The following is a 17180-nucleotide window of genomic DNA, read 5'->3' as shown; positions in this document are numbered from 1 at the left end:
CATTGGCGAGTGAAAAATGGTTTCGACATACGCCGCTTCTTGACTGGCAATGTCTGCCAAGGTGAGTTGATACGTGTTGGTCATGCCTTCTCCTCCACCGCATTGACGGTATAAATTCGTTGATTGTAGTCGCCTCGATAGGCAGCTGGGTCCAAATAGAAACCAATCTGCATCAATTCTGCGCCGCTATACACATCAGGCATACCCGATACGCGATACCGCGTGTTGGGATCGAGGCCAGCAAACTTGATAACCTGCAAATCGGCATTCGCGCGCGCACTCAGGGTGTAGACAAAGTAAATCGCCTCACGCTGCTTGGCATCCACCATGCCCCAACTGACCAAATTGCCTTGATCGAAGGGACTGCGCAGTCGATAGAACGTCCCAAACTGAATCAAATGACGATGCTGCTTATAAAATGCCACTTGCTCTTTGACCTGTGCACGTTCGCCGTCACTCAATTGATTGAGATCGAGCTCATAACCGAAGTTACCGCCCATCGCGACAGCCGCCCGCATTTCAAGACTGGTTTCACGCCCATTTTGTGAATTAGGAACGGCAGAAACATGGCTGCCCATCGCGACCGGTGGGTAAACCAGACTGGTCCCATATTGAATGTTTAAGCGATCGACGGCATCGGTGTTATCACTGGTCCAGGTTTGTGGCATGTAGTACAACATACCGGGATCAAAGCGACCGCCACCACCCGAACAGCTCTCAAATAAGATATCAGGATAGCGCTTGGTCAGATGATTGAGCATTTGATACAGGCCCAAGACATAGCGATGATAGACCTCACCTTGCCGATCAGCCGGCAAACTCTGAGTGAAAACATCAGTCAGACTGCGATTCATATCCCATTTGATGTAGTCAATCTGCACCTGATCTAAGACCGCCGTGATTTCGTCTTCGATGAAGTCACGCACGTCCTGCCGGGAGAAATCGAGCACGTATTGGTCACGACCCACAAGCGGGGTGTTGCCCGGTACCGCAAACGCCCAATCCGGATGCTTGTGGTAGAGTTCAGAATCAGCCGATACCATTTCGGGTTCAAACCACAGGCCAAACTTCAACCCACGTTGATGGACATATTGGGCAAAATGACCCAACCCCCCCGGCAATTTTGCCCTTGATTCAAACCAGTCCCCCAGCGAGTTGTTATCGTTGTCGCGATGGCCAAACCAGCCATCATCCAGCACAAACATCTCGATACCCAAGTTCGCTGCCTGATCAATGATCGGTTTCAAGCTATCACTGGTGAAGTCAAAGAAGGTGGCTTCCCAGTTATTAATCAGGGTTGGTCGCTCTTCATGCGCAAAAACGACTGGTCATCAAGTTGTCGGTATATAGGGTGTGATATGCGTGTGACATCCCATTCAGGCCGTGATTGGAGTATGCCATCACCACTTCTGGGGTCTGGAAACTGGCATCGGGTTGCAGCTGCCAGTTAAAATGAAAGTCGTTGATGCCCGCTTGCACACGAACGGCGCCCAGTTGATCCTCTTCCACCCGCATCTGATGATTGCCGCTGTAAACCAAGTTGTACCCATAGACTTCCCCTTGGTCTTCGGTGGTTGCCGGATGCAGCAATGCGATGAATGGATTATGTTGATGCGAACTGGTACCGCGTTTACTATCGATGACAAATTCACCCATAGTGACGGGATGACGACTGATACTGCGTTCTTTGCTCCAGCCACCGATCAGATTGAGCACCTCCCAATCATCCATGGGATAATCGACACTGGCACTCAAAGCGCGATTGAGGGTCACCATCTGTTCACCACGATTGATGACTTTGGCAGAACGCGTCACAATCGGCAGGTCGGCAAAGATGCTGTAGCTCAAAATGACATCGATTTGATTGGCCGCATCGCGCATCACGATATTCAACGTCTCCGCAGATCGTTGTGGTGTCGCAAACGTTGCTGGTAACCCTTCTAATGCTGGCTTACCGGCGATGATTTCGTAATCCACATAGTGTAGATCCAAATACTGCGCCCCGTTAGCTTGGGTCAGTAACATGGCCGCTTCTCTAAAGTCACCGTTGCCGGTCGGATATTCGAGCGGTTGCGTATCCATCGAATAAGCCCGACTCTTCGCCGCCGCGTAGTTCGGTGAGAAGCTTCGATCCACATGTGGGTATTGCCGCAGTCCGCCAACGAACGGCACGGCCGCACCAAAATACACATGCGTCAATACATCCAATTCACTGACACGCATTACATAGCTGATTTGCTGGTTGGTGAGGTGAAAACACCGGTTGTTGTCATCAAAAGTAATCACAGCTCTGCCTCCTGTCTTATAGTAAACTATTTATTAAACATACACTATCTTTAAAACGCTTTCTTTACTGTTCACCCACCCAGTATATTCAGCAATCCCAGTCATTGTCAAATTTTTCGGTCCTACTAAACATACAAAAATTATTTTCCTGATAATGAGTCATTTGGAGGGTTTACGCTTCCCGTTTACTGTGTTTCGCGGTAGAATATCTTTATTACTAAACAATCGATTTTGAAGTGGAGAAAAAATTAATGGTAAGCATACGACAAATTGCACACGAAGCCGGCGTCTCACCCGCAACCGTCTCACGTGTTCTCAACGATGATCCAACATTCTCAGTTAGTGACCAAACCCGACAATTAGTGCGCAACACCGCTGAACGTCTCGACTATATCAAACCAGAACGCTACACCAAAACGATTCAGATCGTGTCCTCACAGTCACGGGCCATGGAAGTGATCGATCCGTACTTCCGCACGATGCGCCTTGCCATCGAAGAAGAAGCCAAGAAACGTACCATTCATCTGACACCCACCATTCGTATTTTTGGGGCCCGCACCATGCCTGATATGGATGCGATTCGCGAAGTCGGTGGCGTCTTGGTTATTGGCGGCTTTACACATGAGGCGCTCGAGCAACTACATGAAGCCAATGATAATGTGGTGGTCGTCGACGATGCCACTATTCCGACCTCAATGGATGGCGTTTATGTCGACCTCTTAGACTTTGGCAAGCGCCTGTTCCAACAAATTTTTGAGCAAACCGATGGCAGTGTGGCTTATATCGGGGGGCAACGGTCTCAACGCAATCTCGACGGCTCCGAAGTCACCGATGATAACGAAAGTCGTTACTTGGCATACAAGGCTGTTTCAGAGGCCAAGAAGATGCCAATGCAGGCACAATTAGGGCCCTGGACATCCGAATTCGGCGAAGCACAAGCGGAATGGTTCTTGGGCTTGAACCCGCGGCCGAAAACCGTGGTCTTTGCCAGCGATCCGCTAGCAATCGGCTTCATCCGGGGCCTGATGCAGGCCAAGGTCTCACCGAGTGACTTCCCACAATTGCTCAGCTTTGATGATACTGATATGTCACGTTATACAACGCCAGCACTGACCTCAATTGAAATTCCGCTCCAGCTATTTGGTGAAAATGCAATCCGGTTATCGTCAGAGCGGCTTTCAGGCAAGCGGACCCATGCGAGCCACGTTATTTTTGAACCAACAATCACCTATCGTGAAAGTTATACCAAACATTTGCTGTAATTTTCATTTTCATTTTTCGCAATTAAATCGAGACAAATTGATACCATCTTTTCAGCAACGCACGTTATACTAGTGATATTATACGCGCGAGGAGTAAGCATTATGGATAGCCTATTCAATGCCCTAGAGGTGGTATCGTATTCACCGAATATCACTGTTGAAAACAGCAGTCATAATCGGCAAATTCTACAACAGATCATCATGCAACTGGCTCAGTCTGATCCGATTTACGCTGACTTGCACGATTATTTGTTGGACCTCAGTTTTCCAAATGGTACCAATCAGTTCGCAAACAACCAACCGATTCCACTAGAACCACTGTTAATTGCAGCTGATCTCAAGCACGATAAGTACCACCATCAATTCCTGAACCGCGTTGCTGCACATCAAGATCCGCAGCAAGGATTATCACTTTAACTTCGTATTCAAACAAAATAGGGGTTGTGACAAAACTACGTTTTGTCACAACCCCTATTTCAATTTCCGAACAAACTAGACTAATCGCGTTCCAAAAGACTGAGAATTCCGGTTAACAAAGAAGTGTGCGAACTCGCGCCCAGCAACTGAGCACCAGCATGGGTTCGTTTAATTGGCGGTCTCTGCCAATAACGAACCAAGCTGGGCGCAAGTTGTTGCGAGTTCAAACACGTTAAGGATTGATTTAAAAGCCTAAGTTCGGGCTTTGTCATCAATCCTTGTTAATCTTCATTCTCAAAGCATCTTTTGTCACAGCTTCTATTTCAATTTCCGCATTGCGTGGCTTTAGTCGATGGCGGTTTCATCGATGAAACGTGCAAAGTAAATTGCTTCAACCTTTTGGTACAAGTTCATGTAATCATCGGCCAGCGGCACATCGGTTACGATAAATGTTTGTTTGTGGGCAATCTCGTGATCCGCCAAAATCAAATCGTACGTGTGAATCGGTGTATACAATTCAATCTCAGCAGGACAGAAAAGCGAAATAATCTGCTCAAAATAACGCAACGCCGTGGGTGATTCTGAGCGATCCAGATTGATTGCCACGCCAATTTGTAGTCGATCAGATGCTTGTTGCTGCAACTCACGCAAGGCCAGCGCATATTGATAGGTCAACAGCGCTCGGGTCGAGTCGCTCATCGCAAGAATTGTTTGTTGCTTGGTGACCAGTTTCTTGGCCAATCGATAGTTGCGGCTCAACTGACGAAAAAGCACCGTGATACCCGATGAGCGGTTGAATGAGATAATATGTCCGCGTAGCCAATAGGCGCGTAAATGCGCCACGAACACCGCATCGCGAATCACATTAAACGACCAAGTCCGATTCAGGCGTGACAGATCCATTGCTAACTGCTTCATCATCCGGCAAATAGGATGATTGGACCGTTCTAACGCCTCAAAGAGCGGTCGGTACTGCGGTTGGTCGAAATTCAAAATCGATTGCGTGATCACAAACAAGAAAAACGCGGCTAATTCCGACACACTGGCCGGTTCGCCTAGGGCCCGATTGAGTGCTGGGCGCACCAGTTCAGCAAACCGGGCAAACGTTTGGTTCTCACTAAAGGCGCTGAAATTGGGCCACTGCCGCGCATTTCGTCGCAAGCGATAAACGGCCAAAGTGTTCTGATTTTACCTCGACTGATCTCCGACAAATCATCCTGAATGAAACGTTCAATCGCAGTCAGGACATCTTGGTCCGCAGTCACGTTGGTATAACCAAACAACTGGCGATCACCCACCTGGTCTTGGGCAAACGCCAAAATGAACTGCTCGTAGAAGTAACGAATCTGGAGCTCAGACCCCACGAGTTCGCCCTGTTGGTACTGCAGCTGAAACTCGTTCAAGATCGACTGGTTCAGATAGTGAATGCGCCGGTAAAGCGTTGCTGTCCCCATGTGCAACCGTTGGCTGAGCGCAGCCACGGACAAGCCCGGCTGCATCAGACTCAGACGCAGTATCTGGAACAAATCTGTTTTCTGCAAATACTTCAGATAAAAGATTTGAAACGATTGCTCGGGGGTATGATCCAACTGGACCGTTTGATTGGTAAAGACGAGCACTAATTGTTCTTGATGTAGTAAAGGTGCCAACTGATGAAGTTGCCGCAGCAAGGCACTCTTAGATAATTGATGCTTCAACATCAAATTCTGCAGCGAGATTGGCAGTTGCGTCTCCCACAACTCACTAATCAATTCCATCTGTAAATTTTCTTTGGCGGTTAAAAAGGCGGCTTTGAACATACGATTACACTCCTAATATTGCACCAAAACACGCAGCCATTGCTTCAAATTAGTTATATTTCTTTCCCCCATAACTTGTCAATGTCTATTCAAACATGCTATACTGCGTAACGGTGCCAAACCACGCAAGTGTATCAGTTGATCGGCGCATTCGCGTTCAGAAGGTCAGCCGCACTTGCCATTTTTTGTGTCCTAAATTATTTTAGCAATTTTTCCGTCACTATGTTTAAAAAACAAAAGAATTTTATCAAATAGTTACTCAAATAACGCACATTTTGATAATCAAGCGATAAAAAGAGGCGTCGCGTCACAACCCAGTGGGTTTTGGCACGGCGCCTCTTATTTTAAGCACAGGATTGATTATTGTACCTTATCCCATACATTTTCCAAGATATTAGTCTGTTCACGATCGGGACCAACGGAGAAGGTCAACAGATCGACATCGATTAATTCTGCAATCCGCTTCACGTAGTTGCGGGCAGCTTCTGGCAAATCAGCCAGTGTCTTGGCAGCCGTGATATCTTCCTTCCAACCTGGTAATTCTTCGTAGACAGGTTTGCATTCAGCCAATTCCTTGAGTGAAGCAGGATAGTGATAAATCACTTCGCCATTGCGTTCATAAGCAGTACAGATTTTGACGGTATCGAGACCCGTCAAAACATCGATTGAATTCAGGCACAGGTCTGTAATCCCGGCCACACGACGCGCGTGCTTAACCACCACGGCATCAAACCAACCCACGCGACGAGGACGACCAGTAACGGTACCATATTCGTGACCAGCATCGCGAATGAAATCCCCTTCCGCGTTGTCTAATTGTGTTGGGAATGGCCCATCACCGACACGGGAGGTATAAGCTTTGGCCACACCGACCACGCGATCGATCCGGGAAGCCCCGACACCAGAACCCGTGCTGACACCGCCGGCAGGATTGGATGACGTGACGAATGGGTAAGTCCCCTGATCGATATCGAGCATCACGCCTTGGGCCCCTTCAAACAGCACGTGGTCGCCGCGATCAATCGCGTCGTTTAGGATCACAGATGTGTCCGTCACGTATTGCTTGAGTTGTTGCCCGTATTCATAGTATTCTTCAAAAATGTCATCGAACGCCATAGGTTCATCATCGTATAACTTGGTGAACTGGCGATTCTTTTCTTCGAGATTGCTTTTGAGTTTTTCCGCAAAGGTATCGCGTTCCAACAGATCGGCCATCCGAATGCCGACACGCGCTGCTTTATCCATGTAGGCAGGGCCGATACCGCGATTGGTTGTCCCAATCTTGTTATCACCCTTGGCAGCTTCTTGTAAGCCATCCAACTTGATATGGTAAGGCAAAATCACGTGTGCGCGATCTGAGATGCGCAGGTTTGAGCCATCGACGCCCTTATCCTTGAGATAAGCGAGTTCAGCGACCAAACTCTTAGGATTGACCACGACCCCGTTGCCGACAACGGAGAGTTGGTTAGGATACAGAATCCCTGAAGGAATCAAACGTAACTTGTACACTTGGCCCTCACTGTGAATCGTGTGCCCCGCGTTATCGCCACCTTGATAGCGACTGATAATCTGTGCACCCTCACTCAGGAAATCCGTAATCTTACCTTTACCTTCATCGCCCCATTGGGTTCCAACAACTACTACTGTTCCCATTTGAATCGCTCCTTGCGCCAATGTGCAGTATCAAACCGCCAGTAATGATTGTACCAAGGCCATAGTTTGAAAACAAGCAAAATCCGAATATTATTGAATATCTATATAAATTAAAAATAAAAACACGAACAATTAATGTTCGTGTTTTTATTTTGACGCATAATTCCGAATTTTAATCTCGGCTGTTCAACTGTGCCTCTTGAAGATACGAGTAGATATGGCCGAATGCTAGTTCTAGAATCTGGTCGAAACGAATCGGCACTTGATCGCCCGTTTCTGCCTCAATCAGGTTGAGTGTGAAGGTGGTATCGTTCACGTCGCTCGGATAACCCAACAAGTGATCATCCTCACCGGCGATGCGAATGCGCAATACCTGACCAAAATTAGCGGCTTCACTGATGATCTGTGGTAGCAGGTCTGGGCCGCCCTCGAATTCACGATCCGCGTTCAAAACAGGTTGCTGCGTGAAATGATTGGCTTCATCCCACTTCTGATAGAACGCCATTGTTTGGAGATAATCCGAGGCCGTAATCACACTCTGAATCGCCGTGAAACGAATCACCGCATACCCACCGAATTGTGAGGCGCGATCCTTGAGTGAGAGCACCACCACTTCATCATTGATGGCGCGCACCGTGCCGACGTAGAACTGATCTTCGCGGTCCTTAGGCATCACAGAGACCACCGCTTGGTTGACCTGTGCATCCCGAAAAATTGCGGGCAACTGGCCATCATTTTGATGGAGCTCCGTGCGCACATGCTTCAGTTGATCGCGTTGCTTGACCAGCAGGGTTTCCAGATACAGGTCGAGGCCTTGGAATTCAATCACCAAGACATCGGAGAAATCGACCTGCAGGTAGCGGACATCCGTGTAATTAAACTTATTGAACACCGCTAGCGTGAAGCGATCATCCGCCAGCGCTGTGATTTGACCTTCGAGATAGGCATCATCATCCGCCAGAATCACCATCACCATTTGGCCGCTGGCTTGCACCTGTTTAGCCAATTGTGGCAGTAAAGACGTCTTGGGATTGAACTTCAACGGCGCTTCTTGATTGTGAATCGACAAGAAGTGCTCATCTTCAGCGACAGCGATGCGGAAACTCATATTATCGAGATCGTCGCCCGCAAATTCGACTTGATCAATCGCATTAAACGCAATCAATACTGAACCATCGGCGATCCCCGCGTCGCTATACGTCGCCAGAATCACGCTATTTTGGCCAAGAATCTGGACATAGCCGGTATAAAAATCATCCGTATCGCGTTGATAAACATTGATAAGCAACCGCTCATTCAATGCGGCCATGAGGCTCATTAAGATTGCATCCATGGTCATCTATCCTTCCTTGAATCTTGTTTTTCCGATTATCGCGCTAACCTCCCGGTACATACGCGATTGAACTAAACTTATTATACGACTTCACAAACAATAACTTAACCGTGCCCCGCGCCCCTGAACGGTTTTTCTCAATGATGACTTCAACTTCACCGACATCTTGATCATCTGGATCAGCTGCGGGTGCTTGGTTCTGGGCAAAATCATTATCGTCGTCACCTTCAGCATCGCGGTAGTAATCGTCACGATATAAGAAGGCCACGATGTCCGCATCCTGTTCAATCGAACCGGATTCACGAATATCGGAGAGCACGGGCCGCTTGTCTTGGCGCTGTTCAACGCCACGAGACAGCTGGGACAGCGCAATGACGGGCACGTGGAGTTCCTTGGCTAACTTCTTGAGTTGCCGTGAAATCGCGGAAACTTCCTGTTGCCGGTTTTCTTGGCCGCTACCTTCAATCAATTGCAGGTAGTCAATGATAATCAATCCCAAGTTACCGCGCTCTTTGGCGAGACGCCGGCATTTGGCCCGAATCTCGGCCATCCGCACACCGGGAGTATCATCGATGTAGACTTCCGCCTTACTCAGACTCCCCATGGCAATAATCAAGTTCTGCCATTCCTCTTCATCGAGTTGACCGGTCCGCAAATGGTTCGCATCGATACTGCCTTCAGAGCACAGCATCCGGTTGACCAGCTGTTCGGCACCCATTTCAAGGCTGAACACCGCGACACTCTTTTCCGTCTTGGTACCCACGTTCTGAGCGATATTCAAAACGAACGCGGTTTTCCCGACAGCGGGCCGCGCCGCCAAAATAATTAATTCATCTTCATGCAATCCCGTTGTGATTTTATCTAAGTCACGAAATCCCGTTGGTAATCCAGTGATTTCTTGATCGTTTTGGTACAACGCATCGATCTGTTCCATCGCGGTGTTTAAGACATCACGAATCGGTTTGAAGCCCGCTTGATTGCGATTCTCAGAGACCGCCATGATGTCCCGTTCGGCTGTTTCAAGCAGATTCGGCACATCATCTTGTTCCGCGTAACCGCGATCGACGATGGTCTGCGCTGCGCCAATCAAACGCCGCAACTGCGCTTTTTCGGCCACAATCTTGGCATAGTAAACCACGTTGGCTGCGGTTGGCACGGCATCCGCCAATTCGACCAGATAGCTGGTGCCACCGACATCATCGAGTTGGCCGTGCGCATCCAAATACTCCTGCACGGTCAATGGATCAATGGCGTCACTGCGATCCGACAAGTCGACCATGGCCTGAAAAATCAACCGATGGGCGCGCCGATAGAAGTCATCCGCGGTGATAAATTCTTGGGCCTCAACCAATGTGTCTGGTCGCAAGAAAATCCCACCTAGAATGGCCTGCTCTGCTTCAATGTTTTGCGGCTGTTGTCGCTCAATCAACTCATTATCCATTGCTAGCTTCCTTTCGTGCTCACAATCTGTGCGCATAGTTCTAACTTACCATTTAACGAAGTTTGACCTTTGGGACAACCGCCCACTGACTCCTTTAACCAGTGGAATAACGCGACCACTGGCACACAGCCAGATGGAAATATTTTGCGCCTTATTTTCAAGCATTTTAGTTGCTTGGCCGTCGTCGCGACTGTTAGGCTTGAGGCATCATTCAGTCGGTTCTGTTCAGTCTTTTGGCGCACACGTCAAACAAAGGATGGTTCATAATGCAAAAATGGTCTTTGTTAATCTGCCCGTCGCTGATCTGGCACGGGCAACCAAATTTTACGAGGCTTTGGGCTTCACCAAGAATCCCATGTTCTCCGATGAGAATGCTAGTTCCATGGTCTGGAGCCAGGATATCTATGTGATGTTACTGACGCATGACTTTTACAAGAAGTTCCTGAAACAGCACACGCTAGCTGACACCACGCAGGTCAGTGGCACGATGACAGCCTTTGCCCTTGAAAGCATCGATGCCGTCAAAGCATTTGCTGAGACAGCCAAGCAAAACGGTGGCGACTACTATCACGTTGAGATGGGGATTCCAGAATCGCAGATGTACGAGCTGGAAGTCACCGATCCCGACGGTAATATTTTGTCGGTATCGTGGATGAATATGCCGGAAAGTGGAGAGTAAAGAAATTAAAATAGCTGAGACCAACCGCTTTAAGTTGGTCTCAGCTATTTTAATTGTAAACGCGCTCACCCACACTGCCTGTTCCGCCTAACCCAACTAGCGCCAATTGCACAAACCGCAATTGTTGCGCTAGTTCCGTTAGTGCTCACAGCCAAAGCGTGTGGGGTCACGCTCTTTTGCTCTTTTTATTGTGCTGTGATGTGGACACGAATCGTTGCATCCACGTTGCTGTACAGGTTAACGGGCACATTGCGGTAGCCCAAAGCACGAATTGGTTCTGGTAAGTCAATCTTGCGCTTATCAACCTTGATTTGGTATTGCTTTTCTAAGGCTTGCGCAATTTGCTTGCTAGGAATGGAACCAAACAAGCGGCTATCTTCACCGGCCTTTGATTGAATTTCAACGACAGTCTTGTCGTCTTCAATCTTAGCCTTCAGCGCTTTGGCATTTTCGAGTGCCTCTTCGTCCTTCTTTTCTTCGGCACGTTGTTGACCAGCTAATTGGCTCATTGCTTGCGCCGTTGCCAGCTTGGCTTTGCCGTTCTTGATCAAGAAGTTCTGAGCGTAACCATCTGGTACTTCCTTCACTTCACCGCGCTTGCCTTTACCACGGACGCTTCTGTAAAAATAACCTTCATGTGTGTGTCCTTCTTTCGTTAATCTTCTTCTGCCACCGCTTGAATCGCATCGATCAGCATCTGCTTCGCTTCTGCAACGCTATGGTCCTTAATCTGCGTGGCCGCATTGCTCAAGTGACCACCGCCGCCTAAGCGTTCCATGACCACTTGCACATTGATGTCGCCTAGACTGCGCGCAGAGATCCCGATTTGATCCTCGCTGCGACGTGTGATCACATATCCGGCTTCAATCCCACTCAGTGACAACAAACTGTCAGCGGCCTGAGCGGCAATCACTGGATCATAAATGCGATCATCTTCTCCAGTACATAATGCCATACCTGTTGCGACCATTTCAATCGTATCAATCAAATGATTCTTTTGAATGTAGCTATCAACATTTTCCTTCAAGAGGTTCTGAATCATCAAGGCGTTGGCACCCATCGACCGCAAGTAGCTCGCAGCATCGAATGTCCGCGTCCCGGTACGCAGTGAGAATGACTTGGTGTCGACCGTAATCCCAGCTAACATCGCCGTTGCTTCCAGCTTGTTGATGGCAGGTACGCCGGTTGGTTGATACTCAAACATTTCGGTAATTAACTCACACGTTGAGCTCGCATAAGGTTCGATGTAAACCAGCATGGGATTGTCTGGGAATTCTTCACCGCGACGATGGTGATCGATAATCACGGCCCGTGACGATAACTTCTCATACAAATCGGGTGCCGCTGTAATGGAAGGCTTACTGTGGTCGACCATCACAATCATGCTCTGATCGGTTGCGGCAGCGACTGCCGCTTCCGGTGTGATAATGGCATTGGCCAATTCAGGATCATTCGCCGTGGCTTCCATTAGGCGTTCGACGTCTGAATGCAAGTTCTCGGGATCAACTACGATGCGACAATCAATGCCATTCATCTGCGCAATCCGCCGAATTCCCATCGATGCCCCAATCGCATCCATGTCAGGCCGACTGTGTCCGACAACAAAGACCGTGTCGGTTTGCTTGAACAATTCTTGTAAGGCTTGCGAAATCATCCGCGCTCGAACCCGGGTCCGCTTTTCCATTGGGTTGGTCTTCCCGCCATAGAAACGCGCTTGGCCGTCCTTTGACTTGACCACCACTTGGTCACCACCCCGACCTAACGCCAAGTCCAAATTGGATTGTGACGTTAAGGCCAGCTGGGCGAGATCTTCATCGCCGTACGCAATCCCAACGGACAGGGTCAACGGATAATTCTGCTTGGACGTGTCTTGACGAATGACATCCAAGATCTTGAACTTGTCGTTTTGCAATGCGGTTACGCCCGCACATAGGCAATCACGATAAAATGATCGTCATCCACTCGCTTGAGGAACATGCCGAACTGATTGGCCCAATCCGTCAATTGATTGGTGACGTAATTATTCAGGTTTGAAACCACCTGATCGTCCAAGCTCTGCGTGATTTCATCGTAGTTATCTAAGAAGATTTGGCCGATAGCGAGGCGTTCCTCTTCGGCTTTTTCTTCAATCGCCGCGTAACGCGTCACGTCCATCAGATAGACCACACCGATACTCTTTTGAACGATGATTTCGAATTGATGCTCGCCCCAATGCACAATCTTGGTCTCACCAGTGTCTTGGTTTGACTTGATCAGATCAGCCAGCTCAGCATCGATAACATCAAGGGGTTTGCCCAGCAGCTCGGTATTATCAAAATACTGTTGCAGATAAGGATTCATCCACTCGATATTCAAGGACTTGTCATAAATCAAAATCCCCACAGGCATCTTGATCAATGCTTCTTGTTCACCACGTTTGATGCGATACGATAAATCCGAAATGTACTGATTCGTGTTCTTGGTGATGGTTTCAAGTTCATAGAAGCTCGTCACCATGATACCGACTAAAAGTAGCAATAACACTAACGCCAGCCAAGGGCGAATGAAGAAGCCGACGGTGATGCCGGCCAGCGTGAGCAGTACCATCACAATCGAAATGTACCGCAAGCGGAGATCCTCAAGAAACGCCGGTAACTTGATTCGCGCAATTAAATTTTTCATTATCAAACTCTCTTTCGCAAACTGTGCTCTAACATGAGATATGGGTTCAGTCAGGGACTAACCCCAGTTTGAATTTAAGTTATTCTTATCTATTTTACCACACTGCTAAAATGCACGAATACCGGCTTATGGACGGTGCATGTGAAGACACAAAAAGAGCCGTGATCAACTGAATCACAGCTCTCTTTGTGTGCGCTTCTATATTTATAGCAAGTTCATGTCCATCATGGTTTCCGCAATCTGCACGCTGTTCCAGGCGGCGCCCTTCAATAGATTGTCGGACACATTCCACATATGAAAGGCACCCGCAACCTCCTGATCCGGCCGAATACGGCCCACATAGGTCGCCTTTGACCCAACCGCATTGCGCGCTTGTGGATAGAGTTGTTGCGCGGGATCGTCTTGAACCACCACGCCGTGTGCCCCTGTCAGTGCATCCCGCAATTGATCCGCCGTTGCATTCTTGTCACTGACCTCAAAATAAACGGCTTCGGAATGCGCAATCGGCACGGGCACACGAACACAGGTTGCCGTCACCTTGAGCGCGGCGGCGTCCATGTCACCTAACATAATCTTCTTGGTTTCGTGAATCATTTTCCACTCCTCATGCGTGTAACCATCCGCTTCAAACACATCGATTTGGGGAATCGGATTGAAGGCGATGGGATAGTGATGTGCTTCGCCTGCGACTGGCAAAATCGCGGGTTCGGAATCTTTGTTGTCCAGCACGGCCTGGGTTTCTCGCATCAATTCATTTAGCGCTTGTTGGCCCGCCCCAGAAGCGGCCTGATAGGTCGAGACGATGATGCGCTCCAAACCAAACCGTTGGCGAATCGGTTCTAAGCCCACCACCATTTGGATTGTCGAACAATTCGGATTTGCGATAATGCCGTGGTGTGTCGTCAACGCCTGCGCATTCACCTCGGGCACAACCAGCGGCACGTTGGGATCCATGCGAAAGGCACTGGTGTTATCGATCACGATAGCACCCGCTTCGACCGCGATAGGGGCAAACCGCTTTGACACGGCCCCGCCCGCGGAAAATAAGGCGATATCGATGCCGGCAAACGAATCTGCTGTCAGTGTTTGGACCGTGAGCAACTGATCCCCGTAACGCACCTGCTTACCTGCCGAGCGGCTCGATGCTAACGCGACGACTTCTTCAATCGGCAAGGTGCTTTCCACCAACATGGCTAACATTCTGGTCCCAACGGCGCCTGTTGCGCCCACAACTGCAATTCGATACATGTGCTCTCCTCCTAAAATTCCCGTGGTAGTGTGGCCACAAACTGTTCATAGGCCGCTTGTTCTGGTGTGGCTTCAATCGTGACATCCCGCCATTGCCCGCGATGTAGCGCGTCTTCATCGATTGTCGCGTGCGCCATGACGGTGGCGTTACCGATGAGATCGATCCAAAATCCCGTATCATCGTGGTGCACCCACGTCTTGACCATGCCGCCTGGGTTGTAGACCGAGACCAATTGATTCATGGCCACATCGGCTTTCGTCTGACTCAATGCGAGTGTGGTCGCCGCCATCCCTGTGCCACACGCATTGGTGAAACCAACGCCGCGTTCGTAGGTACGGACAAACAATTCATTGGGTGCCAACTGAACGGCAAAGCTCACGTTGACCCCTTCTGGAAAATAGGGATTGCTGGTATTGAGCTGTTCACCCAAGGTCTGCAACAGTGGACTCGCCATCTGTTCCCGCGTCACCTGCGCAATCAAATGCGGATTGGGGACGGCAACAGCGGTGAAATGGAGGCTGGGATGCAGCGCGGGCAGCACTTGATCAATAATCGGTGTCTCGCTCAGAGCTGGTGTGAACGGCAAGGCGGTGGGGTCGAAACTGACCGGTGCGATTTCCACCGCAAATGCCGGAACGCCTGGTGCGAGATCCGGTTGCTGCGCCACACTCAAGTCCTTGAGCGCTGTCGTCACCGCAAAATCACGTTGATGCTGCTGTTCACTCAGGTACCGCGCCACGGTGCGCAGCCCATTACCGCACATCTTGGCCAGGCTACCGTCCGCATTGACCACCGTCATCTTACCCAGCGCACTGTCACTCTCATCGACGACTAAGAGGCCATCGACATGCTCGCGCTGGGCCAATTCAATGGCGAGCTGCTGTTGTTCTTCTGGCGTCAATGCCGCCTGTAGTTGCGTTTGATCTAACAAATAGAATTGATTCTCCGAACCGTGAACACGATATAAGTCACTCATTGTTAAGCCTCCAATCGTTGATTAACGGGAATAAAGAAGGTGCGATAAATCGCTTGAACGGCGCGTGCGGCATCTTTTTGATCGGTACCCAGCATCAGTGAAATCTGTGAGGCACCCTGATTGATCATCGACACATGAATGTGTTCGGCCGCCAGTGGTTGCAGGATTGTCTGAATCAAGCTGGTGTGTGCCGCCATGCCTTCACCGACCACCATGATGATCGCGTAGTCATCGATCCATTCCAGCACATCGGGTTGTAAGACCCGTTTGATATCCGCACACAGCGCTGTTTTGGTGGCCGCATCCAGCTGTGTATCATCCAAAATCAGTGTGAGGTCATCGATGCCGCTGGGCATGTGCTCGTAACTCAAGTGATAGTGATACAGCAGCTCGAGCAGCTTGAGCGTGAGCCCCGTCTCCTTGTTGAGCAGGTAACGATGCAGATAAATGGCACTGAAGTGATCCGCGCTCACAATCCCCGTAATCGCGTGCCGCGCCTCGAATCCCGCTTCCGGCACAATCATCGTGCCCGGCAGCTGCGGCGCATTGGTGTTCTTCAAATTGATGGGGATCTGGCCTTCAATGGCCGGAATAATCGCCTCATCATGGAAGACCCCGAAGCCACCATACGACAGCTCCCGCAACTCGCGATACGTCATGGTCGCGATAGGCTGCGGCTGATTAACCACACGTGGATCGGCGGCATACACGCCATCAACATCGGTGAAGTTCTCATAACGCTCGGCACCGAAGCCTTTGGCGAGAATCGCACCTGTGATGTCGGAACCACCGCGGGAAAATGTCGCGATATCACCTGCCGCCGTGGTTGCATAGAAGCCCGGCACCACCATAATGCCTCGTGGTCGCTGGAAGGCCGCGAGATTGCGATAGGTCACCGGATCAATCTGGGCATCATCGCTTTCACCGCTGACGACCAATCCGAGTGTGGCGGGTTCAACGAAAGTCGCGTCAGTCCCCTGTGATTTGAGTACGGCTGTCAGCAGGTAAGCACTGAAGCGTTCACCTTGGGCCTTAAAATTCGCCAGATGTTGTGACCTCGAAACCATCTCTCGAGATAATTGGTCTAGTTGACTCTCAATCCAATCAATAACAGATTGGTCTAGGTTAAAATAATTCGCGATGGCCTGATAGCGAGCCACAATGTCTGGTAACACGTCGCAATTTTTTGCGGCTTGAATCAAGAGATCGGTCACCTTGATGTCTTGTTTGAAGCGTTTGCCTGGTGCACTGGTGACGACCACCTGCCGCTCAGGATTTGCCTGCATAATCTGACTCACGCGCTCGAATTGTTCTCCGGTTGAAAGCGATGTGCCTCCGAATTTGACGACCCGCATAACTGTCCCTCCAAAGTCTAAAATGAGAATTTGATGATTTAATCACGCAGTTTAGCACACATCTGACGG

11 protein-coding genes and 3 pseudogenes are annotated in these 17180 nt (G+C 49.5%); 3 read left to right on the top strand and 11 right to left on the bottom strand.

The annotated features are described in order from the left end of the window. Positions 1–80: 80 nt before the first annotated feature. Positions 81–2286 (bottom strand): annotated as a pseudogene (locus tag JCM17471_RS09345) (alpha-galactosidase). A 251-nt stretch (positions 2287–2537) separates the two neighbouring features. Between JCM17471_RS09345 and JCM17471_RS09340 the strand changes: the two are divergent. After that, a complete protein-coding gene (locus tag JCM17471_RS09340; RefSeq protein WP_054777661.1) occupies positions 2538–3548 on the top strand; it encodes a LacI family DNA-binding transcriptional regulator in 1011 nt (336 codons plus the stop codon). Positions 3549–3650: 102 nt separating this feature from the next. Next, positions 3651–3965: a hypothetical protein gene (locus tag JCM17471_RS09335; protein ID WP_054777660.1), complete on the top strand. Its 315-nt coding sequence runs from the start codon at positions 3651–3653 to the stop codon at positions 3963–3965. 345 nt (positions 3966–4310) lie between these two features. Here JCM17471_RS09335 and JCM17471_RS09330 read toward each other — a convergent pair whose 3' ends face one another. The 5 genes from JCM17471_RS09330 to dnaB all read right to left on the bottom strand — a co-directional run bounded on the left by JCM17471_RS09330 (position 4311) and on the right by dnaB (position 10191). Continuing rightward, positions 4311–5126: a hypothetical protein gene (locus tag JCM17471_RS09330; protein WP_156321666.1), complete on the bottom strand. Its 816-nt coding sequence runs from the start codon at positions 5124–5126 to the stop codon at positions 4311–4313. Then, positions 5021–5764: a helix-turn-helix domain-containing protein gene (locus JCM17471_RS09325; RefSeq protein ID WP_054777658.1), complete on the bottom strand. Its 744-nt coding sequence runs from the start codon at positions 5762–5764 to the stop codon at positions 5021–5023. Before JCM17471_RS09325 ends, JCM17471_RS09330 begins: the two co-directional genes overlap by 106 nt. 360 nt (positions 5765–6124) lie before the next feature. After that, positions 6125–7417, bottom strand: coding sequence for an adenylosuccinate synthase (locus tag JCM17471_RS09320; protein WP_054777657.1), 1293 nt, complete (start codon positions 7415–7417; stop codon positions 6125–6127). 172 nt (positions 7418–7589) lie between these two features. Next, the gene (locus JCM17471_RS09315) at positions 7590–8750 is read right to left on the bottom strand and encodes a hypothetical protein (protein ID WP_054777678.1); all 1161 of its coding nucleotides are present in this window, start codon (positions 8748–8750) and stop codon (positions 7590–7592) included. 43 nt (positions 8751–8793) lie between these two features. After that, on the bottom strand, positions 8794–10191 hold the full coding sequence (gene dnaB / locus JCM17471_RS09310) for a replicative DNA helicase (RefSeq protein WP_054777656.1): 1398 nt from the start codon (positions 10189–10191) through the stop codon (positions 8794–8796). A 256-nt stretch (positions 10192–10447) separates the two neighbouring features. On the opposite strand from dnaB, the gene JCM17471_RS09305 reads away from it, so the two are divergent. Continuing rightward, positions 10448–10870: a VOC family protein gene (locus JCM17471_RS09305; RefSeq protein ID WP_054777655.1), complete on the top strand. Its 423-nt coding sequence runs from the start codon at positions 10448–10450 to the stop codon at positions 10868–10870. 185 nt (positions 10871–11055) lie between these two features. On the opposite strand, the pseudogene rplI reads toward JCM17471_RS09305, so the two are convergent. From rplI to JCM17471_RS09280, 5 genes and pseudogenes are all read right to left on the bottom strand, one after another. Next, positions 11056–11507: pseudogene (gene rplI / locus JCM17471_RS09300) on the bottom strand (50S ribosomal protein L9). 18 nt (positions 11508–11525) lie between these two features. Continuing rightward, a pseudogene (locus JCM17471_RS09295) lies at positions 11526–13531 on the bottom strand (DHH family phosphoesterase). Between the two features lie 204 nt (positions 13532–13735). Continuing rightward, a complete protein-coding gene (locus JCM17471_RS09290) occupies positions 13736–14779 on the bottom strand; it encodes an aspartate-semialdehyde dehydrogenase (protein ID WP_054777653.1) in 1044 nt (347 codons plus the stop codon). A gap of 11 nt (positions 14780–14790) precedes the next feature. Further along, positions 14791–15756 carry a diaminopimelate epimerase gene (gene dapF, locus JCM17471_RS09285; RefSeq protein ID WP_054777652.1) on the bottom strand — a complete coding sequence of 322 codons (966 nt, stop codon included), beginning with the start codon at positions 15754–15756 and terminating at the stop codon, positions 14791–14793. Positions 15757–15758: 2 nt separating this feature from the next. After that, the gene (locus JCM17471_RS09280; protein WP_054777651.1) at positions 15759–17111 is read right to left on the bottom strand and encodes an aspartate kinase; all 1353 of its coding nucleotides are present in this window, start codon (positions 17109–17111) and stop codon (positions 15759–15761) included. Positions 17112–17180 lie beyond the last annotated feature (69 nt).

This window comes from Lacticaseibacillus saniviri JCM 17471 = DSM 24301 (assembly GCF_001311785.1).
GTDB lineage: Bacteria > Bacillota > Bacilli > Lactobacillales > Lactobacillaceae > Lacticaseibacillus > Lacticaseibacillus saniviri.
This window is presented reverse-complemented; position numbering and strand designations above follow the sequence as displayed.